Origin of the sequence: Thiohalocapsa sp. (assembly GCF_022340605.1) — a bacterium.
In the GTDB taxonomy this organism is placed as follows: Bacteria; Pseudomonadota; Gammaproteobacteria; order Chromatiales; family Chromatiaceae; genus Thiohalocapsa.
The window spans coordinates 1-25,916 of record NZ_JAJDNQ010000139.1; the positions used below are offsets into that span (position 1 = coordinate 1).

At 67.7% G+C, this 25,916-nt stretch carries 24 protein-coding genes; 14 read left to right on the plus strand and 10 right to left on the minus strand.

The features are described from left to right. Window positions 1–1,375: UvrD-helicase domain-containing protein (locus tag LJE69_RS16975; RefSeq protein ID WP_296927214.1), on the minus strand; the 1,375-nt coding region annotated here is incomplete at its 3' end. A 662-nt stretch (window positions 1,376–2,037) separates the two neighbouring features. On the opposite strand from LJE69_RS16975, the gene LJE69_RS16980 reads away from it, so the two are divergent. The 4 genes from LJE69_RS16980 (at window position 2,038) to LJE69_RS16995 (ending at window position 5,111) form a co-directional block, all read left to right on the plus strand. Then, window positions 2,038–2,403: a DUF2782 domain-containing protein gene (locus LJE69_RS16980; RefSeq protein WP_296927215.1), complete on the plus strand. Its 366-nt coding sequence runs from the start codon at window positions 2,038–2,040 to the stop codon at window positions 2,401–2,403. Between the two features lie 65 nt (window positions 2,404–2,468). Continuing rightward, complete coding sequence (locus LJE69_RS16985) at window positions 2,469–3,065, plus strand: TRAP transporter small permease subunit (RefSeq protein WP_296927216.1); 597 nt, start codon at window positions 2,469–2,471, stop codon at window positions 3,063–3,065. After that, entirely contained in the window at window positions 3,058–4,440 is a 1,383-nt protein-coding gene (locus LJE69_RS16990) for a TRAP transporter large permease subunit (protein ID WP_296927217.1), read from the plus strand. Before LJE69_RS16985 ends, LJE69_RS16990 begins: the two co-directional genes overlap by 8 nt. Window positions 4,441–4,511: 71 nt before the next feature. Continuing rightward, a complete protein-coding gene (locus LJE69_RS16995) occupies window positions 4,512–5,111 on the plus strand; it encodes a Uma2 family endonuclease (protein WP_296927218.1) in 600 nt (199 codons plus the stop codon). Between the two features lie 148 nt (window positions 5,112–5,259). Here LJE69_RS16995 and LJE69_RS17000 read toward each other — a convergent pair whose 3' ends face one another. Further along, window positions 5,260–8,844 carry a hypothetical protein gene (locus tag LJE69_RS17000; RefSeq protein ID WP_296927219.1) on the minus strand — a complete coding sequence of 1,195 codons (3,585 nt, stop codon included), beginning with the start codon at window positions 8,842–8,844 and terminating at the stop codon, window positions 5,260–5,262. Window positions 8,845–9,469: 625 nt separating this feature from the next. Continuing rightward, window positions 9,470–9,820 carry a PilZ domain-containing protein gene (locus LJE69_RS17005; protein ID WP_296927220.1) on the minus strand — a complete coding sequence of 117 codons (351 nt, stop codon included), beginning with the start codon at window positions 9,818–9,820 and terminating at the stop codon, window positions 9,470–9,472. A 478-nt stretch (window positions 9,821–10,298) separates the two neighbouring features. On the opposite strand from LJE69_RS17005, the gene LJE69_RS17010 reads away from it, so the two are divergent. The 7 genes from LJE69_RS17010 to LJE69_RS17040 all read left to right on the plus strand — a co-directional run bounded on the left by LJE69_RS17010 (window position 10,299) and on the right by LJE69_RS17040 (window position 16,449). Next, window positions 10,299–11,480, plus strand: coding sequence for a PilT/PilU family type 4a pilus ATPase (locus LJE69_RS17010; protein WP_296927221.1), 1,182 nt, complete (start codon window positions 10,299–10,301; stop codon window positions 11,478–11,480). A 20-nt stretch (window positions 11,481–11,500) separates the two neighbouring features. After that, complete coding sequence (locus LJE69_RS17015; RefSeq protein ID WP_296927222.1) at window positions 11,501–12,556, plus strand: PilT/PilU family type 4a pilus ATPase; 1,056 nt, start codon at window positions 11,501–11,503, stop codon at window positions 12,554–12,556. A 383-nt stretch (window positions 12,557–12,939) separates the two neighbouring features. Further along, window positions 12,940–14,109: an amine dehydrogenase large subunit gene (locus tag LJE69_RS17020; protein ID WP_296927223.1), complete on the plus strand. Its 1,170-nt coding sequence runs from the start codon at window positions 12,940–12,942 to the stop codon at window positions 14,107–14,109. Further along, the gene (locus tag LJE69_RS17025) at window positions 14,106–14,639 is read left to right on the plus strand and encodes a MauE/DoxX family redox-associated membrane protein (RefSeq protein ID WP_296927224.1); all 534 of its coding nucleotides are present in this window, start codon (window positions 14,106–14,108) and stop codon (window positions 14,637–14,639) included. The genes LJE69_RS17020 and LJE69_RS17025 overlap by 4 nt, the downstream gene beginning before the upstream one ends. A gap of 9 nt (window positions 14,640–14,648) precedes the next feature. Beyond that, window positions 14,649–15,239, plus strand: coding sequence for a methylamine dehydrogenase accessory protein MauD (mauD, locus tag LJE69_RS17030; protein WP_296927225.1), 591 nt, complete (start codon window positions 14,649–14,651; stop codon window positions 15,237–15,239). Window positions 15,240–15,262: 23 nt separating this feature from the next. Beyond that, window positions 15,263–15,817: a methylamine dehydrogenase light chain gene (locus tag LJE69_RS17035; RefSeq protein ID WP_296927226.1), complete on the plus strand. Its 555-nt coding sequence runs from the start codon at window positions 15,263–15,265 to the stop codon at window positions 15,815–15,817. Window positions 15,818–15,990: 173 nt separating this feature from the next. Next, entirely contained in the window at window positions 15,991–16,449 is a 459-nt protein-coding gene (locus tag LJE69_RS17040; protein WP_296927227.1) for a c-type cytochrome, read from the plus strand. 197 nt (window positions 16,450–16,646) lie between these two features. Here LJE69_RS17040 and LJE69_RS17045 read toward each other — a convergent pair whose 3' ends face one another. Then, window positions 16,647–17,801 carry a hypothetical protein gene (locus LJE69_RS17045; protein ID WP_296927228.1) on the minus strand — a complete coding sequence of 385 codons (1,155 nt, stop codon included), beginning with the start codon at window positions 17,799–17,801 and terminating at the stop codon, window positions 16,647–16,649. Window positions 17,802–18,154: 353 nt separating this feature from the next. Here LJE69_RS17045 and LJE69_RS17050 point away from each other — a divergent pair, with 353 nt between their 5' ends. Next, complete coding sequence (locus LJE69_RS17050) at window positions 18,155–18,472, plus strand: DUF1840 domain-containing protein (protein ID WP_296927229.1); 318 nt, start codon at window positions 18,155–18,157, stop codon at window positions 18,470–18,472. Between the two features lie 431 nt (window positions 18,473–18,903). Here LJE69_RS17050 and LJE69_RS17055 read toward each other — a convergent pair whose 3' ends face one another. The 4 genes from LJE69_RS17055 to trmB form a co-directional block, all read right to left on the minus strand. Further along, window positions 18,904–20,982 carry an NAD(+) synthase gene (locus LJE69_RS17055; protein WP_296927230.1) on the minus strand — a complete coding sequence of 693 codons (2,079 nt, stop codon included), beginning with the start codon at window positions 20,980–20,982 and terminating at the stop codon, window positions 18,904–18,906. Between the two features lie 135 nt (window positions 20,983–21,117). Then, window positions 21,118–21,921: an iron export ABC transporter permease subunit FetB gene (fetB, locus tag LJE69_RS17060; protein WP_296927231.1), complete on the minus strand. Its 804-nt coding sequence runs from the start codon at window positions 21,919–21,921 to the stop codon at window positions 21,118–21,120. Next, on the minus strand, window positions 21,918–22,562 hold the full coding sequence (locus LJE69_RS17065; RefSeq protein ID WP_296927232.1) for an ATP-binding cassette domain-containing protein: 645 nt from the start codon (window positions 22,560–22,562) through the stop codon (window positions 21,918–21,920). The genes fetB and LJE69_RS17065 overlap by 4 nt, the downstream gene beginning before the upstream one ends. 16 nt (window positions 22,563–22,578) lie before the next feature. Next, complete coding sequence (trmB, locus tag LJE69_RS17070) at window positions 22,579–23,283, minus strand: tRNA (guanosine(46)-N7)-methyltransferase TrmB (protein ID WP_296927243.1); 705 nt, start codon at window positions 23,281–23,283, stop codon at window positions 22,579–22,581. 186 nt (window positions 23,284–23,469) lie between these two features. Here trmB and LJE69_RS17075 point away from each other — a divergent pair, with 186 nt between their 5' ends. Further along, window positions 23,470–24,057 carry a class I SAM-dependent methyltransferase gene (locus tag LJE69_RS17075; RefSeq protein WP_296927233.1) on the plus strand — a complete coding sequence of 196 codons (588 nt, stop codon included), beginning with the start codon at window positions 23,470–23,472 and terminating at the stop codon, window positions 24,055–24,057. Window positions 24,058–24,283: 226 nt separating this feature from the next. Next, window positions 24,284–24,550, plus strand: a complete 267-nt coding sequence (locus LJE69_RS17080) for a Uma2 family endonuclease (protein WP_296927234.1) — start codon at window positions 24,284–24,286, stop codon at window positions 24,548–24,550. Window positions 24,551–24,613: 63 nt separating this feature from the next. On the opposite strand, the gene LJE69_RS17085 is transcribed toward LJE69_RS17080, so the two are convergent. Then, window positions 24,614–25,426: a thiazole synthase gene (locus tag LJE69_RS17085; RefSeq protein ID WP_296927235.1), complete on the minus strand. Its 813-nt coding sequence runs from the start codon at window positions 25,424–25,426 to the stop codon at window positions 24,614–24,616. 220 nt (window positions 25,427–25,646) lie between these two features. Continuing rightward, window positions 25,647–25,847: a sulfur carrier protein ThiS gene (gene thiS, locus LJE69_RS17090; protein WP_296927236.1), complete on the minus strand. Its 201-nt coding sequence runs from the start codon at window positions 25,845–25,847 to the stop codon at window positions 25,647–25,649. Window positions 25,848–25,916: the final 69 nt, after the last annotated feature.

The following is a 25,916-nucleotide window of genomic DNA, read 5'->3' on the forward strand; positions in this document are numbered from 1 at the left end:
CGGCCAGCTCGTGCAGCCGTTGCGCCTGGTGGGCCGGCAGGTGTTCGGCCAGTGCCGGGTCGGTGCAGGCGTCGGCGAGGGGCAGCTCGCGCTCGGTGGCGAAGCCGGCGAGGCGCTTCAGGGTGCTCGGGCCGATCTCGCGGCGCGGCACGTTGACGATGCGCAGGAAGGCGGCGTCGTCCGCCGGATTGGCCAGCAGGCGCAGGTAGGCCATGACGTCCTTGATCTCGGCGCGGGCGAAGAACGACGTCCCGCCGCTGAGGAAATAGGGCACGCCGAGGCTGCGCAGCGCCTGCTCGAAGGGCCGCGCCTGGTGGTTGCTGCGGTAGAGGATGGCGATGCTGCCGTAGGGCCGGTCCTTGGTGAGGTGGGCGTGCTGGATCTCGGCGGCGACGCGCTCGGCCTCGTGCGCCTCGTCGCGGCAGACCAGCACGCGCGCGGGCTCACCGGGGCCGAGCTCGCACCACAGGCGCTTGTCGAACAGGTGCGGGTTGTGGCCGATGAGGGTGTTGGCGAGCTTCAGGATGCGCCCGCTCGACCGATAGTTCTGCTCCAGCATGACGACCTTGAGCGTCGGATAGTGGTCGCGCAGTCGTGCCAGGTTGTCGGGCCGCGCGCCGCGCCAGGCATAGATGGACTGGTCGTCGTCGCCCACCACGGTGAAGGCGCCGCGCGGCCCCACCAGCAGGCGCACCAGCTCGTATTGGGCGCCGTTGGTGTCCTGGTACTCGTCCACCAGCAGGTGGCGGATGCGGTTCTGCCAGCGCTCGCGGGCGTCGTGGTCGTCGCGCAGCAGGCGCACTGGGCGGACGATGAGGTCGTCGAAGTCGCACGCGTTGTAGGCGGCGAGGCTTTGCTCGTAGTCGGCGTAGAGGCCGGCGAGGGCGGCCTCGAAGTCGTCCTCCGCGGTGCTTGCCGCGCGGGCGGGGTCGATGAGGTCGTTCTTCCAGCGCGAGATGCGCCCGAGTGCGGCGGCGGCGGAGACGGCGTCCTCCAGCGCGTGCTCGCGCAGGTGCGCCTTCAGCACCGTGGCGCCGTCCTCGGGGTCGAACAGCGAGAAGCCGGGCCGGAGCCCCACGGCGGCGGCCTCGCGGCGCAGCAGGTTCAGCCCGAAGGTGTGGAAGGTGGACACCTTGAGCCCGCGGCCGTCCCGCCCCTTGAGCAGGGTGCCGACCCGCGACTTCATCTCCCGCGCCGCCTTGTTGGTAAAGGTGAGCGCGACGATGGCGTTGGCCGGCAACCCGTGCGTGCGCACCAGGTGCGCGATCTTGCGGGTGATGACCCGGGTCTTGCCGGAGCCGGCGCCGGCGATGACCAGCAATGGTCCGCCGACGTGCTCGACGGCCTCGGCTTGGCGGGGGTTGAGAGCGGGCATGGGTTTTAGGAAGTACGGGATACGCGGTACGGAGTACGGGGGCGGGGCGCAGCGTACTGCAATATGACGGTCGGTGCGGGGTGTGCCCGACGCCTGGGGCCGGCGTGGGAGCGGCGTCCCCGCCGCGATTGCCGGGGCATGACAGCGTGGACTTGGCCGACCCCGATGCGTGGGAGGCTGGGCCGGCATTCGGCGTGGCAGCGCTTGTGGGGGCGGCACGCTCGGTGCCGCGACCGGCGCCAGAGCAGCGCACCACGCCCCGCGCAACCGCCGAGCGGCCGGCAACCTCCCCCAGCCGTCGTCGCGCCACAAAAGGCAGTGGCGCTCCCACAACCGCGGCCCCGGAGCAGCCGTCATGCGAGCTGCGCTTGTGGGAGCGGCACGCTCGGTGCCGCGACCGGCGCCAGAGCAGCGCACCACGCCCCGCGCAACCGCCCAGCGGCCGGCAACCTCCCCCAGCCGTCGTCGCGCCACAAAAGGCAGTGGCGCTCCCACGCCGGCCCGCCTGAAGCGGCCGTATCCGTGCGCACCACGTCAATTCTTGCCCATCAGCCTGGTGAACCCCTAGCCTCTCGCTCCCAGCCCCACCCGGCGATCACCGGCACATCGGCCGGGCCATTCGTAATAAACTAGCGGGATTGTTCGGAGGTACCGCCACAGCCATGCCACACGCCAGCATCGCGCCAAGGACCCTGTTGCCCATCCTGCTCGCCTGGGGGGTCGGCCTCGGCTTCTGCACGGGCGCCATCGCGCAACCGGATGACGAGGGCGGCTTCCTGTCCGGCCCGGCGGTGCCGGCGCCGCCGACGTCACGGGAGCGCTTGGAGCCGGAGGTGACCATCATCGAGACCGAGCAGGAGGTCATCTACGAGTATCGGGTCAAGGGACAGGTCTACATGGTCAAGATCCAGCCCGTCGTCGGCCCGCCCTACTACCTGCTCGACACCAACGGCGACGGCGTCCTGGACGTCCAGAAGAACCGCACGCCGAACCTCGCCGTGCCGCAGTGGCTCCTGTTTAGCTGGTGACGATGTAACACCGCCCCCGACTCGGAAGCGGGTCCCGCGGCGGCTGCCTGAGGTTGTAGGTCCGCATGGCGCAGGAGTCTCTCAAGGCACGGCTGCTCACGCTCGCCGGCTGGCTCGACCTGGTCAACGCCTGGGTCGGACGGGTCATTGCCTGGCTGGCGCTGGCCATGGTGCTCGTGACCTTCCTGGTGGTGGTGCTGCGCTATGGCTTCGATGCGGGCTCCATCGCGTTGCAGGAGTCCGTCACCTACATGCACGCGACGCTGTTCATGCTGGCTGCCGCCTACACGCTTCAGCGCGACGGCCACGTGCGCGTTGACATCTTCTACCAGGGCTTCTCGCGCCGCGGCCGCGCCTGGGTGGATATGCTCGGGACGCTGATCCTGCTGGTTCCGGTGTGCCTGTTCATCCTGGCCTCGTCCTGGGGCTACGTGGCGGAGTCCTGGGCGGTGCACGAGGGCTCGCGCGAGGCGGGCGGCCTGCCCTACGTCTATTTGCTCAAGACGCTGATGGTGGCGATGCCCCTGTTGCTGCTGCTCCAGGGTGTCGTTTGGATGCTGCGCAATGGGCTTTTCCTTGCCGGCGTCGAGGCGGCGTTGCCGGCGGCCGTGGCGGGCGAGCCTGGCTCGGTTGGTGGGGCGGGAGGCCATGCCGATGGTTGAGCTGATGCCGCTGCTGCTCTTCGTCGGCGTCGGCGCGGTGCTGCTGCTGGGCTATCCGGTCGCGCTGTCGCTGGGGGGCACGGCGCTGGTGTTCGCTTACGTGGGCCAGTTGTTCGGACTCTTCGACCACGCCTTCATCGAGGCGCTGCCGAACCGGATCTACGGCGTGATGACCAACGAAACGCTCATCGCCGTGCCGCTGTTCATTTTTATGGGCGTGATGCTGGAGCGCTCGCGGGTGGCCGAGAATCTGCTCGACACCATGGCGATGCTGTTCGGCCCCATGCGCGGCGGCTTGGGCATTTCCGTCACCGTGGTGGGCATGCTGCTCGCTGCCAGCACCGGCATCGTCGGCGCCACCGTGGTCACCATGGGCCTGTTGTCGCTGCCCACCATGCTGAAGCGCAACTACGCGCCCAGCGTGGCCGCCGGCACCATCTGCGCATCCGGCACCCTGGGCCAGATCATCCCGCCGTCCATTGTGCTGGTGCTGCTGGGGGACGTGCTGTCGGCGGCCTATCAGCAGGCGCAGTTGAACATGGGCGTGTTCTCGCCGGATACGGTGTCCGTGGGTGACCTGTTCGTCGGTGCGCTGATTCCTGGCCTGCTGCTGGTGGTGGCCTACATCGGCTACATGATCGGCGTCGCGGTGTTCCGACCGGACGCGGTGCCGGCCATCCCGGCCGGCGAGCGCCCGCCGGTCGACCGGCACTTCTGGCTGCGGGTGGTGAAGGTGCTGCTGCCGCCGCTCGGGCTCATCGTTGCGGTGCTGGGGTCGATTCTGTATGGCATCGCCACACCCACCGAGGCGGCCTCGGTGGGCGCCGTGGGTGCGTTGCTGCTGGCGGCGGCGCAGCGGCAACTGAATCTGCGCACGCTCACCACGGTGGTGCGGCAGACCACCGTGGTCACCAGCATGGTGTTCCTGATCTTCATCGGTGCCGCCATCTTCTCGCTGGTGTTCCGCGGCTTTGGCGGCGACGAGGTGGTGACGGAGTTCCTCACCAACCTGCCGGGCGGTGTCGTCGGCGCCGTCGCGCTGGTGATGCTGGTGATGTTCCTGCTCGGGTTCATCCTGGACTTCATCGAGATCACCTTCGTGGTGGTGCCCATCGTCGGCCCGGTGTTGCTGTCGATGGGGCTCGACCCGGTCTGGCTCGGCGTGATGATCGCCGTCAACCTCCAGACCTCCTTCCTGACGCCGCCGTTCGGCTTCTCGCTGTTCTACCTCCGCGGCGTCGCGCCGCCGGAGGTCACCACACCGCAGATCTATCGCGGCGTGGTGCCCTTCATCGTGCTGCAGTTGCTGATGCTGGCGGCGCTGGCGCTGTTCCCGCAACTCGCCACCTGGCTGCCACACGCCGTCTACTCCTGAAAGTCCGCACCGTCGACGGCTGCCGCCTTGCCGGTGCAGAATCAAGGCGGTGTGCAATGCGAGGATCTGGCATGAGCATCATCGCGAATACACTGCCCCGCGCCTCGAGCCTGGGCGCGATCGTCCGCTTCAGCGTCGACGATTACCACCGCATGGGCGAGGCCGGCATCCTCGGCCCTGACTTGCGCACGGAGCTGATCGACGGAGAGGTGGTGGAAATGCCGCCAATCGGACACCCGCACGCGGGTACGGTGAAGCTGCTGTCCAACCTGTTGAAGGAGGCGTTGGGCGCCGCGGCCATTGTCTCTGTCCAAGATCCGGTCCGGCTCGACGACTACACCGAGCCCCTCCCGGACATCGCGCTGCTGCGCCCGCGCGCGGATTACTACCGCAACAGTCATCTCACCCCGGACGATGTATTGCTGCTGATCGAGGTGGCCGACACCTCCGTCGCCTACGACCGTGACGTGAAGCTTCCGCGCTATGCCCGCGCCGGGATCCCGGAGGCCTGGCTGGTGGATTTGGGCGCAGGGCGTCTGACGCGCCATTGCCGCCCGGCCGGGGGCACCTACACGGAGATCCTCGAGGCCGCCGATCTGCGCGCGCTGCCTGTGCCGCCGGTCGGCACCGGCACGCCGCCGGCAACCCTGGATCTTAGCGCCTTGTTCTGAGCGCCCCTGTTCCGCGCGGCGGACGCTGCCGGCTTCAATGTCAGCGGCTCGAGGCCCTGAAAATGTCGGGGCGAGGCGCTGTGGACCGGTGTTTGCGGCACGCCGGCGCTTCTTCCCTGGGCGTTCCCGCGCCAGTGCACTACCCCCGCTACGGAAGCATCGCGGCGGCCGTCCGCATCCGCACCTCCGGGCGCGGCGGCGGTGGCGCCAGCGGCGCCGGCAGGCATGCCTCGCCGAGCTTGTCCGCCGCGGCGCGCATGCCCGCGGCGGCCGTGGGCGACAGGTACCAGCCGAGCGGGTAGAGGATGTGCTCGTCGAGCAGATCGCAGTTGTGCACCAGCGGTGCCTCGCGCATCGCCGGCGGGGCGTCCAGAATCGGCCGCCTGGACGGGCCGGAGGCCGCGGGCGCGCTGGGTGCGTCCGGCGCCTCGTCGCGCTGGCGGCTCGCCACGGCCGCCGCCCGCAGCAAGCGCCAGCTCTGCACCGCGCGGCAGATGTCGAACTCTGCCACACGGCCGTTGGCGCCGGTGCCAATAGACTTGAGGGCGGTCACAGCGGGGCCGATGACGTCGGGATACACCTCCAGGTCTCCGGGCTCCGGCGTCGGCAGCGGCGGGCACGCCGGCTGTCCGGGAGCAAGCTCGGCGGACGCCGGCACCGGCTTGACGCCGTTGCGGATCTTGACGGCCTGCGGCAAGAGCCGGGTGCGGGCGTCGGCCAGGATCAGTGGGTCGATACCGCAGGGGTTGGGCTCGTCCGTTGAGAACAGGCAGCGGGTGAATGCACGGATGACGTCCGCGCTGGTGTGGCCGCCGCTGTTGTCGAAGTATCCGCCGTCGGCGAGGTGATAGCGGTCGACGAAAGTGCGGCCGTCCTGCGTGCCGGCGGCGCCGATGGCGTTGACGTAGGTGAAGCGTGCCGAGTTGTGGGCGGCGGTGCTGAGCGGCAAATCCGGCCCGAGGACCGTCGCTTGGCCGATACTGGATGGGAAGTCCGCGGCGTCGATGCGGATGGGGCTGGCGATGGCGCGGCTGCCGTCCTCCACGCGGGTGCTGTTCAGGAACAGGTAGGGCGGCGTCGCGTTGGCCTCCAGCACCGGCCTGCGCAGCGCGGGCAGCGCGGCTTCCAGCTCACGCTCGAACTTGAGCCCACGGCTCAGCATCGCGCAGCCCGGGGTCGCGCACCAGGGCAAGGGGCCGAGCGCCAGCGTGGTGGGCAGGAAGACGCCCAGGACATCCTCGAACAACCAGGCGGATAGGAGCGGCGTCAGCAGATTGGCCTCGGCGAGCCGGTCGATGCAAGGCGCCGCCTCCCGGCGGCATACGGTCCAGGCCGCCGCCCCGATGGAGCCGCCGGAGACGCCGGAGACGGAGAAGGTGCGGTGCTCGAACTGCGGCACCTTCCGTTCGAGCCGTTCCAGCGCCAGCGCCGTCCAGTACGCGGCGCGGATGCCGCCGCCCTCCGCGGAGACGAAGTAGACGGGCACGGCGTCCATGCCGCTGCCAGGCGTCTCTGCCAGCAGGCGATTCGTCCACGCCGCGATGGCGTCGTCCAGCGCCACCGGACCGCGGTCGTGGGCGGCTGACCGTGCGGTGTCTCCGGGCGGCGGCGCCCCCAGCAAGCGGTCGGCCACCCAAAGTACCGGCAACGCCAACACGGTGAGCAGCAGGAAGAAGCCGACGTCGACGGCCAGGTGTCCGCGCGCACCGCGGTGCTCAGCCGCCACCAGCCCGACACGCGCAAGGCCCCGGGGTGCCCAGGTGAGGCGGTCGATGATCCAGCGCATCCACAGCGGTTCCTGGTCGCGCGACGGCGCCGTGAGCCGGTTGCAGCTCCAGACGAGCGCGATCGCCAGTAGCGCCGCGAGTGCCAACTGCGCCAGCCACATGCCCAGGATCACACCATCCCCGGCGGTCGCGAAGGGCCGGGTCAGGATGCGGTGCGTATCGGTGAGCCCGAGGCCGCTCAGTATGCCGGCCAGGATGAGCAGCGCCAGCACCCAGGGAATGCCCTGGCGCTGTGCGGCCTGCGCCAGCAGGCCCAGCACGCAGGTCCACAGCGTCAGTGCCAGCGCGATGACCGCCACGGTGACGGGCACCCGGCCGTCGAGCGCGAGGTTGAGCCCGCGCACCAACTCGAAGCCCGCGAGCGCCAGGAGCGGCAGGCTCAGTGGCGCGTTGGTAAGCCAGAGCGGGAAGCGGTAGCGCCGCTGGGTCAGCTCCGCGGCTGCATCTTCCAGCCCGACCACGTTGTAGTACAGCGAGCCCTTGCGGACGCCGCGGCCGCACGGGCCGGGCAGGGGCCGCTGCGCGGACGTCTCGCGGCCGGTGTCCTTGACGAAGCCGACCTGGATGCCGACGGCGAGCAACGCCGTCGCCACGGCGAACCAGAACAGCACCTCCGCGGTGCCCTGGGCGGCGCCGAGCACGGGCGCCCAGCTCCCCGCATCGCCCGTGGCAGCGTGCTGAGCGACCGCCCCGGCGACGGCCACCCGCGCGGCATCGCCGCTCGCCATGCCCGCCAGCGCAATCAACACCAGTAGCGGCACCAGCCCAAGCCAGCGCGCCCACCACTTCGCGAACTGATCCCGGCCGTCGGGGGCGCGCGGTTGCCCCGGCGCGGCCGCCGTGGGCGCGGGTGACGCAGCGTCGGGGGCGGAGGGCGGCAACCCGTCGCCCATGACCTCGGCATCGAGCGAGCGCATGCGCGCCGGAATGCGGCTCCAAAGCCAGCAGGCATAGGCGAGCATCCAGACCGCCACCACGCTCAGGACGATGGCGAGCACGGCCCAGACCGCCTGCCCATCGCTCGCGAGCGCCTCGGGCAAGGGCACCAGCGCCTGCGCCATGCCCACCAGCACATCGCGGCTCTGATCCATGCCCACCGACAGGAAGCCGAACAGCACGAGGATCGCCAGTACGTAACGGCTGCGCAAGATGATTCGCGCCACCGCCAGGCGCAGCAGCGTGCGCTCGCGGCGGCGCCCATCCGCCGTCGTGCCGAATCCGGACAGCAGGCCGAAGAACCAGAGCATGAACAGCGCGGCGGCGACGCCGATCGCGATCCAGGCGAGCGTGCCCTTGATCGCGGCGGCCGTGTTCATGGCGCCGTAGCCGACCGGAGGCGTCATCGGCGCGAGCCGCCATGCCTGCCAGTTCTCCACCCAGTCCGCGGCAAGCAGCGCCGCCGGCAGCAGCGCCAGCAGCAGTAGCGGCAGCCGTGCCCGGCCGGGCTCATCGGGCGTCGCCGCCGGCGCCTCCTGCCCGAGCTCATGTCCTGGCGCCTGCCTTGTGCGCCAGCGCCCGCAGCGCGCGCCCTGACGGTCCGCGATCAGCTCGGAGAGAAGACGTGCGTAGAGCGCCGCGAGAAAGCCCGCGTAGACGAGGCCCCAGAGCGTGTCGAGGAGCAGCAGCCACGGAACCGCGTGCTGCTGCCGCGGCGTCCAGCAGGCGTGCACGAGGGCGCTGCGGTCGCCGGTCTGCACGACGCCGCCGCATGATTGGAGCGGTTCCGTGAGCTGCCCGCCGTTCAGGAACGCCATGAAGCCGAGGTCATCGCTCACCGAAAGCAGCTGATTGCCGGCCACCACCAGCACCCCGAGCAGCAGGGTGAGCGCGAGCCACCCGGCGAGCAGGTCCGCGCCCCATGGACAGCAGCAGAGCCGGTGGAGGAAGTCGTCGAGCATGCGGCGGTGCTCATTTGGACGGCCGCTTGCGGCTAAGGCATCGGGCATCTGTTCCTCCCGGACCGAGCGGTGCAGCGGGGCGCGCGGCGGCGTCTTCCAACCAGGTCGACCGGCGCGGAGAAGGGCTCGCAGTATAGTGGGACGCCCCTCGGGCCACCGGGGGCTCACGACGGAGCGTTGCGCAGAGCGAACGGGCGTGGGGCGCCACGGCCGCGGGCGGCAGCGCAGAGGTGCTCGCCGCATTCCGGCGCCGGGGGTGCTCCCGGTGCAACGGTGCGCAAGTTCCGAGACCGTCTCAGGCCGTGGTCGTGGTCGTGGTCTCTCCCGTGCGGATATTCGATGACCACTGCGATGACGACAACGACAGCGAGTGAGCCCGGCCTCGGACTTGCCGCAGCGAAGCACTCGTTATTGTGGCGCCCCCTGGCGGGGCTGGCGCACTGGGGCGAAATGCCGCGTGTCGCCCTGGAGGGCGACACTCCGGCCTCGAGGGCGACACTCCGGCCACCCTGGAGGGCGACACGGGCAAGGATCGGCTCGAGACGAGCCGCGAAATTTTCACGTCGTCGCAGCAGCGGGCTTGGCGGCGCAGTTGCGGTGGGAATTGGCGGCCGGCCGGGTCGGCGAGGGCGGGGCGGGGAGATCGGGGCGGGCGGTCGAGGCCGCGCTACCGTCAGCGGCGGTAACCGGCCTCGGCGCCGGCGCCGGCGGCGATAGGGGGTGGCATGTCGGCGCTGGTGATGAGGCCCTGGAACAGCGCCGCTTGGGGCTCGCGAAACATGACGCCGATGCCGGCGTTGTCACCGTGGACGACGACGGCGGGGATGAGCCAGTCGCGACCCAGGCAGGACAACTCCAGCTCGATGGGTGTGCCCACGGGCAGCGTCAGCGATTGCACGGAGAGAAACATCCCGCCCACGGACAGATCCCGCGCGCGGGCGCCCAGGAACGGGCGGCGGCCGTAGCGGATATAGACGGGCAGCTCAACGCGGTGGCGGGCGCTATAGCGGCGTTCGGTGCTCACTGGTGGTGGTCCTCTACTCAATTTGCATTTATCCCATGATCTTAAGATAAGTTCTTGACAGCGGAATTCAGCTTTTGTGACCAAATTATTTCCGCTGTAAGCAAATCCTAATGCCCCTCAACGCCTTGACCGAGGCCGGCCTGCGCGGCCCCGTGGGAGCGGCGTTCCCCCCGCGACTAGGAGCCGATCGCGTCGAGGACGGCGCTCCCATGGCGGTGGACGGACTCACCATCAAGGTCGCGCTGTTCCCCTAGATCCTTGCCCTCGCGGTGTGGCGCACCGCGTGCAGATGTTGGCGCTGCGCCTGGACGCAGGCGGTTAGGTGTCGGAAGTCAGTTCACCGGCAGTCAGGGACATTGCGCGCTGTCGCTTCGTTGTATCTTTCCGCCTAGGTGTTTTTACCTATGACACTGTGGAGCTCATGCTCTCTTCGACATAAGGATTTGTCATCATCAGGGCGTACCGGGGAGAACGCACAATGGACCGCCAACAAGCCGCCAAGTACATGCTGGACTGCCTGCGCACCATGTTGCAGCGCAAGGGGTCGGATCTGTTCATCTCGGCGGACTTCCCGCCCGCCTGCAAGATCGACGGCAAGCTCACGCCGCTGACGGAGACGACGCTGAAGCCGGAGCAGACATCAACGCTGGTGCGCTCCATCATGAACGACCACCAGATCCGCGAGTTCGACGCCACCAAGGAGTGCAACTTCGCCATCAACCCGCCCGGCATCGGGCGCTTCCGCGTCAACGCCTTCGTCCAGCAGGGCCACACCGGGGCGGTGCTGCGGATCATCCCCACCCAGATTCCGAAGATCGAAGATCTGAACCTGCCGCCGATTCTCAAGGAGTTGGTGCTCACTAAGCGTGGGCTGATCCTGGTGGTGGGCGGCACCGGCTCCGGCAAGTCCACCACGCTCGCGGCCATGCTCGGCCACCGCAACGCCAACACCTACGGCCACATCATCACCATCGAGGACCCGGTGGAGTTCGTGCACAAGCACGACAGGTGCCTCATCACCCAGCGCGAGGTGGGCGTGGACACCCAGAGCTGGGACAACGCCCTGGTGAACACACTGCGCCAGGCGCCTAACGTGATCCTGATCGGCGAGATCCGCACCCGCGAGACCATGGAGCACGCCATCAACTTCTCCGAGACCGGCCACCTGTGCCTGTCCACGCTGCATGCCAACAGCGCCAACCAGGCGCTGGACCGCATCATCAACCTGTTCCCGGAAGAGCGCCGCTCGCAGCTCCTGATGGACCTGTCGCTGAACCTGAAGGCGGTGATCTCGCAGCGGCTGCTGAGCCGGGTGGGCGGCGGGCGCATCGCGGCCATCGAGATCATGATCAACTCGCCGCTGATCCAGGACCTGATCTTCAAGGGCAAGGTGCACGACATCAAGACCATCATGCAGAAGTCGAAGGAGTCCGGCATGCAGACCTTCGACATGGCCTTGTTCGACCTCTACGAGTCCAACCAGATCACCTACGAGGACGCGCTGCGCTCGGCGGACTCCATGAACGAGCTCCGGCTCAAGATCAAGTTGGAGGGCAAGGACGCCGACGAGCGCGACGCCCTCGGCGACGTGGACGGCCTGTCCATCGTCAACGACGACGAGCCGCCACCGCCGAACCCGTTCGGCGGTGGCATGCAATGAGCAGCGCGGGGGCCTGAGCCATGGACTTCACGCCGTACCTGGACATGATGATCCGCAAGAAGGCGTCGGACATCTTCGTCTCCGCCGGCGCGCCGGTGCGCATCAAGATCGACGGCCGACTGCACGACATCGGCAGCACGGTCTACACGCCGGAGATGTGCCGTGAGGCGGTATGCTCGCTGATGGACGAGCAGCAGGTCGCGGCCTTCGATGCCGAGCGGGAGCTGGACTTCGCCGTGGGGTTGGCGGACCGCGGGCGCTTCCGCGTCAACGCCTTCCATCAGCGCGGGCACGCCGGCATGGTGATCCGCTATCTCAGCAACCGCATTCTGACCTGCGAGGAACTGGGCCTGCCGGAGGTGCTGAAGAGCCTGGTCATGCACAAGCGCGGCATCGTGCTCATGGTGGGCGCCACCGGCTCCGGCAAGTCCACCACCCTGGCGGCGATGCTCGACCACCGCAACAAGAACAGCTCCGGCCACATCCTCACCATTGAAGACCCGGTGGAGTACATCCACCCGCACCAGGGCTGCGTCGTCAACCAGCGCGAAGTGGGCGTCGACACCAAGTCCTACGCGGCGGCGCTGAAGAGCTCTCTGCGTGAGGCGCCGGACGTGATCCTGATCGGCGAGATCCGCACCCGCGAGACCATGGAAGCGGCCATCGAGCTCTCCGGGACTGGCCACCTCGCCATCTCCACGCTGCATGCCAATAACGCGCACCAGGCCATGCAGCGCATCATCAACATGTTCCCGCAGGAACTGCACAAGACCCTGTTCCTGGACCTCTCGCTCAACATGCGCGCCATCATCTCCCAGCGTCTCGTGCGCACCGTTGCAGGCAAGCGCACCGCCGCCATCGAGATCCTCGTCAACACCCCGCACATCGCCGACCTCGTCCGCGACGGCCGCGTCGACGAGATCCAGGACGCCATGGCCGACACCGAAGAGGGCGGCATGATCACCTTCGACAACGCGCTGCTGAAGCTCTACCGCGACGGGCGCATCGACCTGGACGAGTGCCTGGTCAACGCGGACTCGCGGGCGAATTTGGAGGCGAAGATCAATTTCGGGTGACGCCCGCCGGTCGGTTCTCTGCCACTCCCCGATCCCCTTTTCCTTAGGTCTCCTGCCCCAAAAATAGGGTACGCGGAATTGCCGTGTGCGGCATGCTATGGGCCGCGTGAAAAACGCATCATGGCTGTGGGTATTCGCGCTGGACAGCAGGGCAGAACACCGTGCGGTTCTGCCACGCGGGGGCGATCACGAGGGGTATTTGTCGCGGGTTCGGCATCGCCCACACCACGCTCTTCCAGCAGCGTTCCAACGCGACTGGCTCCATAACCACGACCAAGAAGTAAACTCGTGAACCGATCTACGAGAAGCTGCGGTCTCCACATCAAACATCCACGGCCACCAGCAAAGTGGAATCACCGCGGCCACCAGCAAAGTGGAATCACATGAAGCAGCCCGTCGCGACAAAGCCGCCCATAGCGCGCATCTGGACAAGCATTGCGCTCTGTCTCCTCTCGGGGGTCATGGCTCAGGGCGCCCTCGCAGCATTCCAGCCGGAAACTGCATCGGTCAAACCCGCCATTGATCCTGGCCCCAATGTTCTTGCGAACGATCAGAATTGGGCCGGGGCGGGCGACGTTCATGTCTACGGCCAGCAGGATCTTGCCTACAAGGGCAGTATTCCTACGGGTTCGTATGGTCAGATGCTTGTCGCCCCGGGTGGAAAAAAGGTGTACCTACTCGGGCGGTATATGAAGCGCATCGTCTACGGACCCGTTGAAGCTGTGGTCCAGATCGCCGATGTTCCCACGATGACCATCGAGAAGGAGATCGAGGTCCCAATCAAGGCGGTCCAGGCTGCCGATTACGCCGGCCTGCTCGGACTCAGCGCGGACGGGAAGCTCCTCTACGTGCAGAATGCCACGCCGGCGCAGTCCGTGACGGTGGTGGATCTCGTTGGCGGAAAGGTCCTCAGCGAGGTGCCGACACCCGGATGCTATGGAATCTATCCGGCACTGCACGGGCACAAGTTCGCAACTCCGTGCGGCACGGGGACGTTCGAGACCTTTACCATCGACGGCGACGACTTCAGCTCGCAGATGTCCAAGCAGATCTTCGACGCGGACAACGCTCCGATCTACATCAGCCCGCTGCGTCGCAACAACGGCGATCTCATCCTGACCAGTTTCTCCGGCAAGCTACTGCTCATCGACGATAGCGGCGATACCGTCCGTGTCAAGGACAGCATCGATGTGACCAGTGGCGTGGAGGGCAATTGGGCGCCTGGCGGTCACGAGGTGGCGGCATACAATGCGGCCAACGACGTAGTGTTCCTGTTAATGCATGCGGATGCCTACGAAGGCAGCCACAAGGATCCGTCGCAAGAAATCTGGGCCTACGGCCTGCAACAGCACAAGCTCCTGAGCCGTACCAAGGCAAAGGGATTGAACGCCTTGGCGTCCTCGCCGGGCGAGACCCCGATCCTGTTCGGGGTGAACACCGAAGAGCAGATGATCGAGCAATTCAAGCTTGCCGATCCAAAGACATTCAAGTTCGAGAAGGCCGCCGAAGATGACAGGGTTGGTTGGTCACAACATCTGGAAGCTGTCGAATGAGTGAATGGTACCCCCTGTTGGCTTTGACGCTGACGGTGTTCACCCTGCTGGTGTTCGTACGCGCGGCGGTGCACAAGATCTTGGACTTCGGTGAGTTTGAGGGCTTCGTCGCCGACTACCAATTGGTGCCGGATACGGCGGTCAGGCCGGTGTCGACCGTGTTGCTGGGCCTGGAGATTCTCATCGTGTCATTCCTGCTCATCAATCCCCTGCGCGACGGGGCTCTGATGTTGGCGGCCGGCCTGCTGATGCTCTACGGAACAGCCATCGCCATCAACCTGAAGCGTGGCCGCACGCATATCGAGTGCGGCTGCGGCGGTGCGCCGCAGCATCTGAGTGGGACGCTGCTGTGGCGCAACCTCACGCTGACCATCCTGGCGTTGTTGCCGCTGTTCGCGTCGCGGCACGCGCTCACTCTTGCCGAATCGACAGTGAGTATCGCCGCAGGCATGTCGCTATGGCTGTTGTACGCACTGTTTGAGCAGGCGAACGCGAACCTGATGGCACTCACCGCTAAACGCAACCTCTGAAACCACCTCATGACCGCTGTATATTTCGCGCTCGGCTTTCTCTTCGTTGCCGTGATGGCCCTGACGGTCGCCTTTTTGGTACTGGCGCGACAGATCGGAGTGCTGTTCGAGCGCATCGCGCCGATGGGCGCCTTGGTTAACGACTCCGGCCCCAGGGTCGGCGACGTCACGCCTTCTCTGGCGCTCGACAACCTCAATGGCCAGAGCATCCAGCTCGGCACACATCTCGAGAAGGCGATGCTGGTGTTTTTTGTTTCGCCGACGTGCCCGGTATGCAAGAAAATGCTGCCGGTCCTGCGCTCGGTACGCGCCAGCGAGGGGGGATGGCTGAACGTGGTGCTGGCCAGCGACGGCGAGCGCGCGCAGCACGAGCGCTTTATTGATCGCATGGACCTTGCCGACTTCCCGTACGTACTCTCCACGGAGCTGGGGCTGGGCTTTCGTGTTTCGCGCCTGCCTTTCGCGGTGCTGCTCGACGAGAATGGCGTAATTCGGGCCAAGGGTCTGGTGAACAATCGCGAGCAGCTCGAGAGCCTCTTCAATGCCATGGAAATGGGCGTTGGCTCCATTCAGGGCTATCTCGAGCGGACACATGCGTAAGTAGTAACACGAGAAAAATCTCCATGAAACGCTTGCTCGAAGATTACTTGCTGCGCCTGGACCACGGCACCGAAAGGATGGCTCGCCACTTGGCGCAGAACAGTGGCCGCCGCAGTTTCCTCGGCAAAATCGGCGCGCTGCTGGCGGGCGGTGCCCTGCTGCCTATGCTGCCGTTCGATCGCAGCTCGGGCCTGGCTTGGGGGCAAGAACCGGCTGATGACGCGGATGCGGCGACCGACGACGTCCATTCCTGCGACTACTGGCGCTACTGCGCTATCAGTGGCACCTTGTGCAGCGACTGTGGCGGGGCGGTAAGCGAGTGTCCTCCAGGATCGGAGGTGTCTAAGGTGTTATGGGTGGGCACTTGCCACAATCCTAGTGACGGCAAGGACTATCTGGTCGCCTACAACGACTGCTGCGGAAAGGCCGACTGCTATGGCACCGGATGCGAGAACAACGTGCGTGAGCGTCCGGGCTACCGTATGGCGTTGCACAACGAGGTCAATTGGTGCATGGCCAACACCTCTGAGGGTTACCATTGCACGATTGCCGTATTGGTGGCCCTGGCGGATGGTTGATGGGGCCGCGGACGGCGGGGATAGCGTCGGCCATCGGGAATCTCGGCACATTGTAGGAGGGAGGCCAACGTTTCCGCCGCAAAACCGTGATGATGGCGAGCGGGAACCGTCCGCCTCGCCGCGTCACGGAGAGGTCAGTGTGGGGAGCTCCCTTGCGGAGGAGTCAACCTGGAATGCGCGCGCACAATACACTTAGGTTCGCGTTGGTCTGTGGCGGGCTGCTGGCTGCTTTGGCGAGCGCGGACGATGGGCTGACGCCGGCGAAAAACTACCAACTGCGCTGTTCGGGCTGTCATACCATGCAGGGTGCCGGCCATCCGGAGCAGGGTGTGCCCGATTTTCGCGGTATGGTTGGGTCTTTCGCCAGCACCGAAGGCGGCCGCAAGTATCTGCTGCACGTCCCTGGTGTGATTGCGTCCAGTTTGTCTGACCGGGAAATCGCCGAAGTCCTCAATTTGATTATGCAGCGATGGGCCGGGGAGTCGCTGCCGGCGCATTACGATCCGTTCACCGCCGCGGAGGTCACGCGTCTCAGGGCCGCGCCGATCGGTAATCTGGTCAAGTACCGCCGGGCCGTGGCCAAGGACCTCAGGGCGAAGGATCTGCCGGTCGCCGCTTATCCCTGGCCTTGAGCCAAATCGCCATCTTGGGTGCGTCCGGGTTCCAGCAACGCGGCTGGTAACAGGTCAATGAGTTCGGCGCGAGTTGCTGTCTCCTGCGATTTTGGCAACTCTGCCCGCTGATGGACTTAGCGGCAATTATGGCGCCAAGACCAATGATCCTCAGGGGGATCGAGGTCGATGGGTGCGGAGTAACGGCAATGGAACGCTCACCAACCGGCCGCGAGTATGTCTCCCAAGTCCGCTGCCGCCAGCCGCTCACGCACCCGGTACAGGTGTTCCATCAGCGCGGGCTCCAGTCGCGCGTAGGCATCCGCGTCCGGCACCCGCTTGACCACCACGCCGAGCAACTCGGTGATGGCGTTGCCGATGGAGTTCTGGCTGATGGTGACGTAGAGCGTGCCGTCGTCGCCGCGGTAAATGAGCTGCTTGAAGGCCGGCTCCCAGCGGATGGCGTTGGCGTAAGCGGGCTCCTTGATGCAGCGCTGGCGGATCATCTTGGCGGTGCCCATGAAGGCGTTGTCGGCCAGCAGCACCCGCTCGACGGCGCCCGGGAAATGGAGGTCCGGCAGCAGGTCCGCATTGCGGCTGGAGACCTGGCTGAAGAAGCTTCGGTAGAAATCGAGAAAGCCCATCAGAAGCGCGTCGTACTCGCGCCAGAAGCGCACGTCCGTGAGCGCGGCGGCGCCGCCCGTGATCTCCCAGCAGGGCAGGCCGTGGGGGTAGCCGCTCAGGGCCAGCGCCGAGCGCTCGCGGCGGGCGGGCCGCAGGATTTCCAGGTCCAGTGCCGCGGCGAAGAAGGCGCGGTAGACATCGCGCATGTGCGCCTGGAACAGGCTGTTCTGGCCGCCGTCGGTGAGGTTCGGGTTGTCCGGGTCGGCGGGCTCGGCGGCGCGCAGGTCCGCCATCGGGAACACCATAAAGTGGTTGTGCAGCATGCGGATGCTCGGCACGCCCGGTGCCGTCAGCGGCCAGGTGGCGTCCAGGCTCGCCTCGCCGGCCAGCACCAGGGCCGTCGCCGGGTCCGGCCAGTGCTCCAGCATGTAGCCGATGATGACGGCGTTCATGCGGTTCCAGACCCGGCGCACCGCCTCCGGCACCTGGGTGCGGCGGACCGGGCGGCCGAGGGGGTTCAGGATCTCGCTCGCGGTGTTGTAGATGATGGAACAGTCGAAGGTGCCGGAATGCCCCAGCGCCTTGCGGTACAAGAGTAAGTTTTCGGGGTTGCTGAGCAGTCCATTGTTGTGCACCAGGTCGCTCAGGTTTTCGGCGCTGTTGAAGAACTCGTTGGGTGCCATGCCCTCGGGCACGTCGAGCGGGATCGGACGGAAAGGCGTGACGAGCTGGCGTGGGCCTGTCTGCATGGCGGGCTCCGGGTGCGTGGCCTGGCGGTGCTTGCGCCTGGCAGTGTAGCGCCGCATCGCCCCGCAGACTCAACCGGACGTGCGTTGTCTCAGGGTTGCGTCGGTCCGGGAGTCCGCCTTGCGACTGGACAAGCATTGGTAACCCGCCGCGGAACGTCGGGTGACGCTGCGCTAACCCGACCTACAATTCGCGCGTTTTCGGAGTTGCGAACAATACTTTCACGGTCTCTTCGCCTATCCACTCTAGTTTCGCGATGTTTCAGTTCTTCTTGAACCGTTCCTTGGGTTGAGCACTATGCTTAGTGGCCGGGCGGCGCCGTCAGCGCGCGCACAATCGCGAACCGGAGCAACACATGCTGATCACCTTCAAGACACCCGCCTACGCGGACATCACCATGTTCGGCGATGTCGCCAAGGCCCTGATCAAGATGATGGGCCACAGCGGCACGGTGCCAGGCGCCATCCTCGCCGACGACGTGCCCATGGCGCTGGAGAACCTGCGCGCCGCGGTCAAGCACAACCCCGATGCGCCGCTGAACCCGCACCGGGACAACGACGAGGAGACCCCGCGGGGCGAGGGTGTGAGCCTGTCCCATCGCGCCATGCCGCTGCTGGAAATGCTGGCGGCAGCGGCCCGCGACGGCAAGAACGTGATGTGGGACCAGAGCTGAGGGAGCACCGGCTGGCGCGGACAAGGGCGGCGCCACGCGGGTGGCGGCGCCCGGCCGCAGCGCCAAGTCCGGCCAGCACATCGTCACCCCCTGCGCCGCCTGCTGGTGTTGCGGGAACCCGAGCGGGCACGCCGGCGCCGACGGTTAGTGACGGTTCAGAAACAACGTGACCACCGCAGGGCCTTGATCATAAGTCCGTCCACCGCCATGGGAGCGCCGTCCTCGGCGCGACGGGCGGCCGGTCGCGGCGGGGACGCCGCTCCCACAGGACGAGCGCTTGGTCGGAGTTACGATCAAGACCCACCGTAGATACTCTGTTCCCGCGCAAGTCCAAATTGCCGCCAGTCCATAAACTCGCTTTATCGAATGCAGTGGATGCGCTCCGCTTCATCCACCCTTCCTCAACGTTTCAGTTGCTCTTGAACCCTTCCTTATCCCTTTGGCACGTTGCGGCGCAGCTCATCGAGCCAGACCTCGGCCTCGGCGTCGCTGGGGGCGCGCCAGTCGCCGCGGGGGCTCAGGGAGCCGCCGGAGCCGACCTTGGGGCCGTTGGGCATGCAGGTGCGCTTGAATTGGCTGATTTGGAAGAAGCGCCAGCAGAAGACCTCCAGCCAGTTGCGAATGGTGGTGAGGTCGTACTGGTTGCGGCGCTCGGGCGGCAGGTTGTCGGGCCAGTCGCCCGCGTCCTTGTCGCGCCAGGCGTGCCAGGCGAGGAAGGCGACCTTGCTGGGCCGCAAGCCATAGCGGGTGATGTGGAAGGCGTTGAAGTCCTGTAGCTCGTAAGGGCCGATTTTCTCCTCCGTGCTCTGGAGCCCGCTGCCCTGCTCCTCGTCGTCGCCCGCGGGCACCAGCTCCGGGGAGATCTCGGTGTCCAGGATCGCCTCGAGGGTGTGGTTGGTGGCGGCGTCGAACTGGCCCGTGGCGATGACCCAGCGGATCAGGTACTGGATCAGGGTCTTCGGCACCGAGGCGTTGACGTTGTAATGGGACATCTGGTCGCCGACGCCGTAGGTGGACCAGCCGAGCGCGATCTCGCTGAGGTCGCCGGTGCCGAGCACCAGCCCGTCGTGGTGGTTGGCGAGCCGGAACAGGTGGCTGGTGCGCTCCCCGGCCTGCACGTTCTCGAAGGTGACGTCATAGACCGGCTCGCCGTCGGCGAAGGGGTGGTCCAAGTCCTCGAGCATCTGCGTGCAGGACGGGCGGATGTCGATCTCGGTGGCGGACACGCCGAGCGCGCGCATCAGCGCCCAGGCGTTGGCCCGCGTGGTGCTGCTGGTGGCGAAGCCGGGCATGGTATAGGCGAGCACATTGGCTCGCGGCAGCCCGAGCCGGTCCATGGTCTGCGCCGCCACCAGCAGCGCCTGGGTGGAGTCGAGCCCGCCCGACACGCCGATGATGACGCGCCGGATGCCGCTCGACTTGAGCCGCTTGGCGAGGCCGTGCACCTGGATGTTGTAGGCCTCGTAGCACAGGGCGTCGCGCTCTGCGGCGGCCGCGGGCACGTACGGAAAGCGCTGCACGTGGCGTTTCAGGCCCAGGTCGCCGGTGGGTAGATCTAGCTCGAACGACAGCCGCCGCAAGGCCCGCAGCCGCTCGCGGTGCGCCGCCGCGTTGTCGCTGAAGCTGGTGGCGCGCAGCCGCTCCGCCTTAAGCACCTCCAGATCGATGTCCGCCAGCACCATCTGCCCGTCCGGCGGGAAGCGCTCGGACTCCGCCAGCATCCGGTCCTGCTCGAAGATCACGGCATGGCCGTCCCAGGCGAGGTCCGTGGTGGACTCGCCGGGGCCGGCGGCGGAGTAGACATAGGCGGCGATGCACTTGCCCGCCTGCGCGGCAATGAGCGCGTTGCGGTAGGCGGCCTTGCCGATGGTGATGTTGCTTGCGGACAGGTTCAGCAGCACCGTGGCACCCGCGAGCGCGGCATAGGTGCTGGGCGGGATGGGCGTCCAGAGGTCTTCGCACAGCTCCATGTGCAGAGTCAGGCCCGGGACGTTGGCAGCCGTCAGCAGCAGCTCGTTGCCGAAGGGCACGCGCTGGCCCAGCAGCTCGATCTCCGTCGAGACCGCCGCATCGGCAGCAGCGAACTGGCGCTTCTCATAGAACTCCCGGTAGTTCGGCAGGTAGGTCTTGGGCACGGCCGCGAGCACGTGGCCCGCGTGCACGGCCACCGCGCAGTTGAACAGCCGCCCGTCCACCGCCAGCGGTACGCCCACCGTCAGCAGCGGGCGCAGGCCGCTGCTGGCATCGACCACCTGCGCCAGTGCGTCGAGCCCGGCCGCCAGCAGCGCCTGCTGGTGGAACAGGTCGTCGTTGCTGTAGGCGGTGAGGCCCAGCTCCGGAAACAGTGCGATCACCGCCCCCGCGTCGTGCGCCTGCTGCGCCAGCTCGACGGTGGAGCACGCGTTGAAGCCCGGGTCCGCGACACGGATCTTCGGCACGCAGACGGCGGCGCGGATCAGGCCCTGGCGGTAGAGGTTGTAGAAGTCGGGGCGCGCGGGTCGATCGGGCATGGCGGGTCCGGGTTGTGCGGCAGCCGTGGCGGCCGGGTGGTTGCCCCGATTATGACGCTGGACGGCTGACAGGTCGAAGGGCTGTGCCGTGGTGCTCGGCCCGGGCTCGCTGGGCGGAAAGCCTGGCGTTGCCGCTCAATGACGCGCGCGCGCGAGCCGGTCCAGCCGCAGCCGCTCGCGCTCGTCGAACAGCCGCCGGGAGCCGATCCATACCGCCGCGACGCTGCCGAGCCCAGTGCCCGCGGAGATCATGAACATGATGAGCAATTGGTACTTGGCCGCCTCCATGGGCGGACTGCCGGCAAGAATCTGGCCCGTCATCATGCCCGGCAGGCTGACGATGCCGGCGGCGGCCATGGCGTTGACGATGGGGATCAGGCCCGAGCGCAGCGCATCGCGGCGGATCTCCTCGATGGCCTCGCCCCAGCCGGCGCCGAGCATGAGCCGCGCCTCGATGCGCTCGCGGGCGTCGTGGGCCTGGCGCGTCAGGCCATCCAGGGCGATGGCGATGCCGTTCATGGTGTTGCCGAGCAGCATGCCCAGCAGCGGGATCAGGTACTGCGGCTGGTACCAGGGCTCGACACGGATGATCACCGTCAGCGCCAGCACCGTGATGCTGAAGGACGACAGAAACATGGACAGCACGCCGATGCCGTAGCCCCAGAAGCCGCGGTAGCGCCGCTTCTGCCGCGCCATCACCTCCCAGCCCGCCACCGACAGCATTACCAGCGCCAGCAGCCCGATCAGCAGCGGATGGGTGTTCTCGAACAGCACCTTCAGCACCAGCCCCAGCAGCACCAGCTGCACGGTACTGCGGGCGGCGGCGACGAGCATGCGCCGCTCCACGCCGAGCCTGAGGCGCCACGACAAGAGCGCCAGCAGCAGCACCAGTGCGGCGGCAAGCGCCAGGTCCAGCGGGCTTAGAGAGATCAGGCTCATGGCCGCGCCTCCGTGCCGTCGGCGGCGGCAAGCTCCGGCAGGATGCGGCCGTCGCGAATCGCCAACCGGCGGCCGTTCATGCGTGCACGCTGCTCCGGATCGTGGCTTACCCAGAGCACGGCCGCAGCCTGCTCGACGCGGTAGTCGGCGATGACCGCCTCCACCTTGGCGCGGTTTTCCGGGTCCAGGTTGGCGGTGGCCTCGTCCAGCAGCAGCACCCGTGGGTGGTGCACCAGGAGTCGGGCGAGGGCCAGGCGCTGGCGCTCGCCGGTGGAGAGCCGCCGGATCTCCCAGGCGAGCACGTCGGTGTCGAAGCCGAGCCGCGCCAGCAGTTCCGGCAGCCCGGCGTGGTCATCCGCGGTGACCGGGAAGTGCCCGCCCACCAGCTCCTCCCACCAGCCGGACTCGGCCGGGAGCAGCCCGACATGGCGGCGCCAGAGCGGTGCCGGAATGGACGAGCGCGCGATGTCGCCGCACCAGACCTCGCCGTCGTTCGGGTCCAGGTCGGCGATGGCGCGCAGCAGCAGGCTCTTGCCGGAACCGGAAGGGCCGGACAGGAACACCAGCTCGCCGGCGTCCACGTCCAGGTCCACGGACGTGAGCAACGCCGTGCGCAAAGCCTTCACGTGCAGCGACGGCATGACGGCGGCCGCGGCGTCAGCGGCGCCGGTACACCAGGTCGAAGACCCGGTGCCCGAGCCGCTCTCCGCGGCGCTCGAACTTGGTGGGCGGTCGGGAAGCCGGGCGCTCGGCGAAGCATCCGCGGCCGGCGGTGTTCTGGTACAGCTCCGGTAGCGCATCGATGACCTCGAGCATGTGCGCGGCATAAGGTGCCCAGTCCGTGGCGGCATGGAAGAACCCACCGGGGGCCAACACGCGGGCGACGTCCCGCATGAAGTCCGGCTGCACGATGCGCCGCTTGTGGTGGCGCTGCTTCGGCCAGGGGTCCGGAAAGAAGAGCTGCACGCCGGTCAGCGAGGCATCCGGCAGGCCGCCGTCGGGGGGCGGGCGCAGCAGCGCGCGGGCATCCGCGCGCATGACGCGCAGGTTGGTCAGGTCCAGGCGCTCGATCTCCAGCAGCAGGTGGCCGACGCCCGGACGGTGTACCTCCAGCCCGAGGAAGTTGCGTCCAGGTCCGCGCTCAGCTTCGGCCGCGGCCTGCGCCGCCAGCGACTCGCCGTTGCCGAAGCCGATCTCCAGCGCCACGGGTTGTGGCGTGTCGAACAGCGCCGGCAGGTCCAGCGGCTCGCCCGGCTGCCAGTCCACGCCGAAGCGTGGCCAGAGCGTCTCAAAGGCGCGCTGCTGCCCGGCCGTGAGCCGGCCCTCGCGCAGCACGAAGCTGCGCACCGGGCGATGGTGCAGCGGCGCTGCCTGGGGCGATGGTGCGGATTTCTCGGTGGTCGTCGGGTCGGTCACGGCAGCAAGGGGCGTTGGCGGCGGCTTCGGGCGGGCGGGCGTTGCGAAGGATTCGTGCGCGGCACGCGGCCGGGCGCTATGATCCCGCCGCATTGTACCGATACCCATCAACCCCTGACCGACCGCAGTATCATGCCCCGCATCAGCGTCCACGACTTCTACGACCGCGTCCTCGCCGAGCACGGCGACACCGCCAAGGGTCTTCATTACAACTCCCTCAGCTCGCAGCAGATCCGTTTTCAGGTATTGCGGGAGCTGATGCCGGAGACCCTCGCCGGACTGACCGTGGTGGACGTGGGCTGCGGCTTCGGCGACCTGCTGCGCTATTTCCAGGAGGCCGAGGACCCACCCGAGCGCTACATCGGCATGGACCTGCACGAGCGCATGGTAGAGGTGGCGCGCGAGCGCACCGGCGCCGAGATCATCCACGGCGACGTCCTGGCCGACCCGCTGCCGGCGGCGGACTGGTATATCTGCAGCGGCTCGCTCAACAACTTCACGCGGGAAGAGACCCAAAGCGCCGTTGAGCGGTGCTACAACGCCGCCCGCGGCGGGCTGGTGTTCAACGTGCTGCGCGGCAAGGACTGGTCCGACACGTTCAATTACCGCGAGCCGGCGGAGGTGGAGGCGTGGGGCGAGACGCTCGGCGCCGAGGTCACCATCGTCGACGGCTATCTGTTCCGGGACTTCTCGGCGGCGCTGATCCGGCCCGCCGGCTGAGCCTGAATCCGCCTCGCCTGCGCGACCACGCGCTCGCAAGGCGCCCACACGCGCGCTCGCGACGCCGCGGAGCAAACGCGCAAATATTGCTCGCAGCACCGCAATCGAGCGGATCGCAGCAGCTCTTGTGGGAGCGGCACTCTTGGTGCCGCGACCGGCGGTAAAGCCGGACACCATGCCCCGTGCCGAAGTCGGATGCGCCGCGACTAAACCGGGTATTTGCCCGGTGTCGGCGCTGTGTCACGGGCGTGAAGGCACCGAGGGCTATGACCGCGGCGCCAAGTTCGCCCACTACCGCCGACTGGACACCCTCCAGGAGTACGTGCTGGTGGACTCGCGCCAGCGCAGCGTCGAGGTCTTCAGCCGCCGCGACGAAGGCTGGCTGCTGCGCGCCGTGCCGGAGGACGGGGTGCTCGGCATCGAGTCGCTGGACTTCCGCTGCGGGCTCGACGCGGTCCATGAGGACGTGAGCTTCGAGCCCGCGGCGGACTGAAGTCGCCCGGGCTGGCGGAATCGCTTTGCGTGGCCGGCCGACGCGGGCGTGGCCGGCTCGGTGTCAGAAAAAGGTCCCCTCGATGGGCGACGACGCCGACGCGAAGCGCTTGGCGGGCATGCGCCCGGCCAGGAACGCCTCGCGGCCCGCCTCGATGGCCTTGCGCATGGCGCTCGCCATCAGCACCGGGTCCTTGGCGGCGGCGATGGCCGTGTTCATGAGCACGCCGTCGCAGCCCAGCTCCATGGCCTCGGCGGCGTCGCTGGCGGTGCCGACGCCGGCGTCCACCAGGATCGGCACCGAGGCGTTCTCGACGATGGTCAGGATGTTGAGCGGGTTGCGGATGCCGAGCCCGGAGCCGATGGGCGCGGCCAGTGGCATCACCGCGCAGCAGCCGATGTCTTCCAATTGCCTGGCGATGATCGGGTCGTCGTTGGTGTACACCATCACGTCGAAGCCGTCGGCCACCAGGACCTTGGCGGCCTCGATGGTCTGGAGCACGTCCGGGAACAGGGTCTTCTCGTCGCCCAGCACCTCCAGCTTCACCAGGTTGTGGCCGTCGAGCAGCTCGCGGGCGAGGCGGCAGGTGCGGATGGCCGTCTCCGCGTCGTAGCAGCCGGCGGTGTTGGGCAGAATCGTGTAGCGCTCAGGGGGCAGCACGTCCAGGATGTTCGGCTCGTCGGGGTTCTGACCGATGTTGCTGCGGCGCACCGCAACGGTGACGATCTCCGCGCCGCTGGCGGCGATGGCACGGGCGGTCTCGTCCATGTCCTTGTACTTGCCGGTGCCCACCAGCAGGCGCGACGTGAAGTCGCGTCCGGCGACGGTGAAGCCGTCGTTGGGGCGGACGGTGGAGATGGCTTGATCTTGGGGCATTGGGTTGCGGTCTCTCGGGGTTATCGGGGATGGGGCACTGGCCGGCCGGCGGCCTGGCTGTTCGCCGTATCGGCATGCGGCGGCCGGAACACGGCATGCCGGCGCTCGCGTGGCGGCGAATGCACTCTGCCCAGTCTCTGAGCAAGGCTCTCTGAGCAACGCCCGCCGTGCGCGCTGTCGGCGAGCGTCGGGCCTCGTTCGTCGGCCCGACGCGCGGAGCTTAGCCGCCGCCGACGGCGTGGATGATCTCCACCCGGTCGCCGTCGCGCAGGCGGTGGCCGTCGAATTGGCTGCGCGGCACCAGCTCGCGGTTGATCTCGACCGCAATGCGCCGGCCGCCGAGCCCGAGGTGCTCGATGAGGCCGCGCATGTCCAGTTCCGCCGGCACGTCGGTTGCCTCGCCATTGATGGTGATCTGCATGCTGCGGTCTCGAGTGGGATCAGGCCACTGGGGCGGGTGTTAAACGCGAAATGTTACAATAGACTCGCG

Coding starts and splice junctions, on each gene's coding strand:
- LJE69_RS17065 (WP_296927232.1), bottom strand. CDS start 22,562: ATGCCGTCGCTGCACGTGAAGGCTTTGCGCACGGCGTTGCTCACGTCC.
- LJE69_RS17050 (WP_296927229.1), top strand. CDS start 18,155: ATGCTGATCACCTTCAAGACACCCGCCTACGCGGACATCACCATGTTC.
- LJE69_RS17040 (WP_296927227.1), top strand. CDS start 15,991: ATGCGCGCGCACAATACACTTAGGTTCGCGTTGGTCTGTGGCGGGCTG.
- LJE69_RS17085 (WP_296927235.1), bottom strand. CDS start 25,426: ATGCCCCAAGATCAAGCCATCTCCACCGTCCGCCCCAACGACGGCTTC.
- LJE69_RS16980 (WP_296927215.1), top strand. CDS start 2,038: ATGCCACACGCCAGCATCGCGCCAAGGACCCTGTTGCCCATCCTGCTC.
- LJE69_RS17025 (WP_296927224.1), top strand. CDS start 14,106: ATGAGTGAATGGTACCCCCTGTTGGCTTTGACGCTGACGGTGTTCACC.
- LJE69_RS17055 (WP_296927230.1), bottom strand. CDS start 20,982: ATGCCCGATCGACCCGCGCGCCCCGACTTCTACAACCTCTACCGCCAG.
- LJE69_RS17020 (WP_296927223.1), top strand. CDS start 12,940: ATGAAGCAGCCCGTCGCGACAAAGCCGCCCATAGCGCGCATCTGGACA.
- thiS (WP_296927236.1), bottom strand. CDS start 25,847: ATGCAGATCACCATCAATGGCGAGGCAACCGACGTGCCGGCGGAACTG.
- mauD (WP_296927225.1), top strand. CDS start 14,649: ATGACCGCTGTATATTTCGCGCTCGGCTTTCTCTTCGTTGCCGTGATG.
- LJE69_RS16995 (WP_296927218.1), top strand. CDS start 4,512: ATGAGCATCATCGCGAATACACTGCCCCGCGCCTCGAGCCTGGGCGCG.
- LJE69_RS17000 (WP_296927219.1), bottom strand. CDS start 8,844: ATGCCCGATGCCTTAGCCGCAAGCGGCCGTCCAAATGAGCACCGCCGC.
- LJE69_RS16985 (WP_296927216.1), top strand. CDS start 2,469: ATGGCGCAGGAGTCTCTCAAGGCACGGCTGCTCACGCTCGCCGGCTGG.
- LJE69_RS16990 (WP_296927217.1), top strand. CDS start 3,058: ATGGTTGAGCTGATGCCGCTGCTGCTCTTCGTCGGCGTCGGCGCGGTG.
- LJE69_RS17045 (WP_296927228.1), bottom strand. CDS start 17,801: ATGCAGACAGGCCCACGCCAGCTCGTCACGCCTTTCCGTCCGATCCCG.
- LJE69_RS17035 (WP_296927226.1), top strand. CDS start 15,263: ATGAAACGCTTGCTCGAAGATTACTTGCTGCGCCTGGACCACGGCACC.
- fetB (WP_296927231.1), bottom strand. CDS start 21,921: ATGAGCCTGATCTCTCTAAGCCCGCTGGACCTGGCGCTTGCCGCCGCA.
- LJE69_RS17015 (WP_296927222.1), top strand. CDS start 11,501: ATGGACTTCACGCCGTACCTGGACATGATGATCCGCAAGAAGGCGTCG.
- LJE69_RS17075 (WP_296927233.1), top strand. CDS start 23,470: ATGCCCCGCATCAGCGTCCACGACTTCTACGACCGCGTCCTCGCCGAG.
- LJE69_RS17010 (WP_296927221.1), top strand. CDS start 10,299: ATGGACCGCCAACAAGCCGCCAAGTACATGCTGGACTGCCTGCGCACC.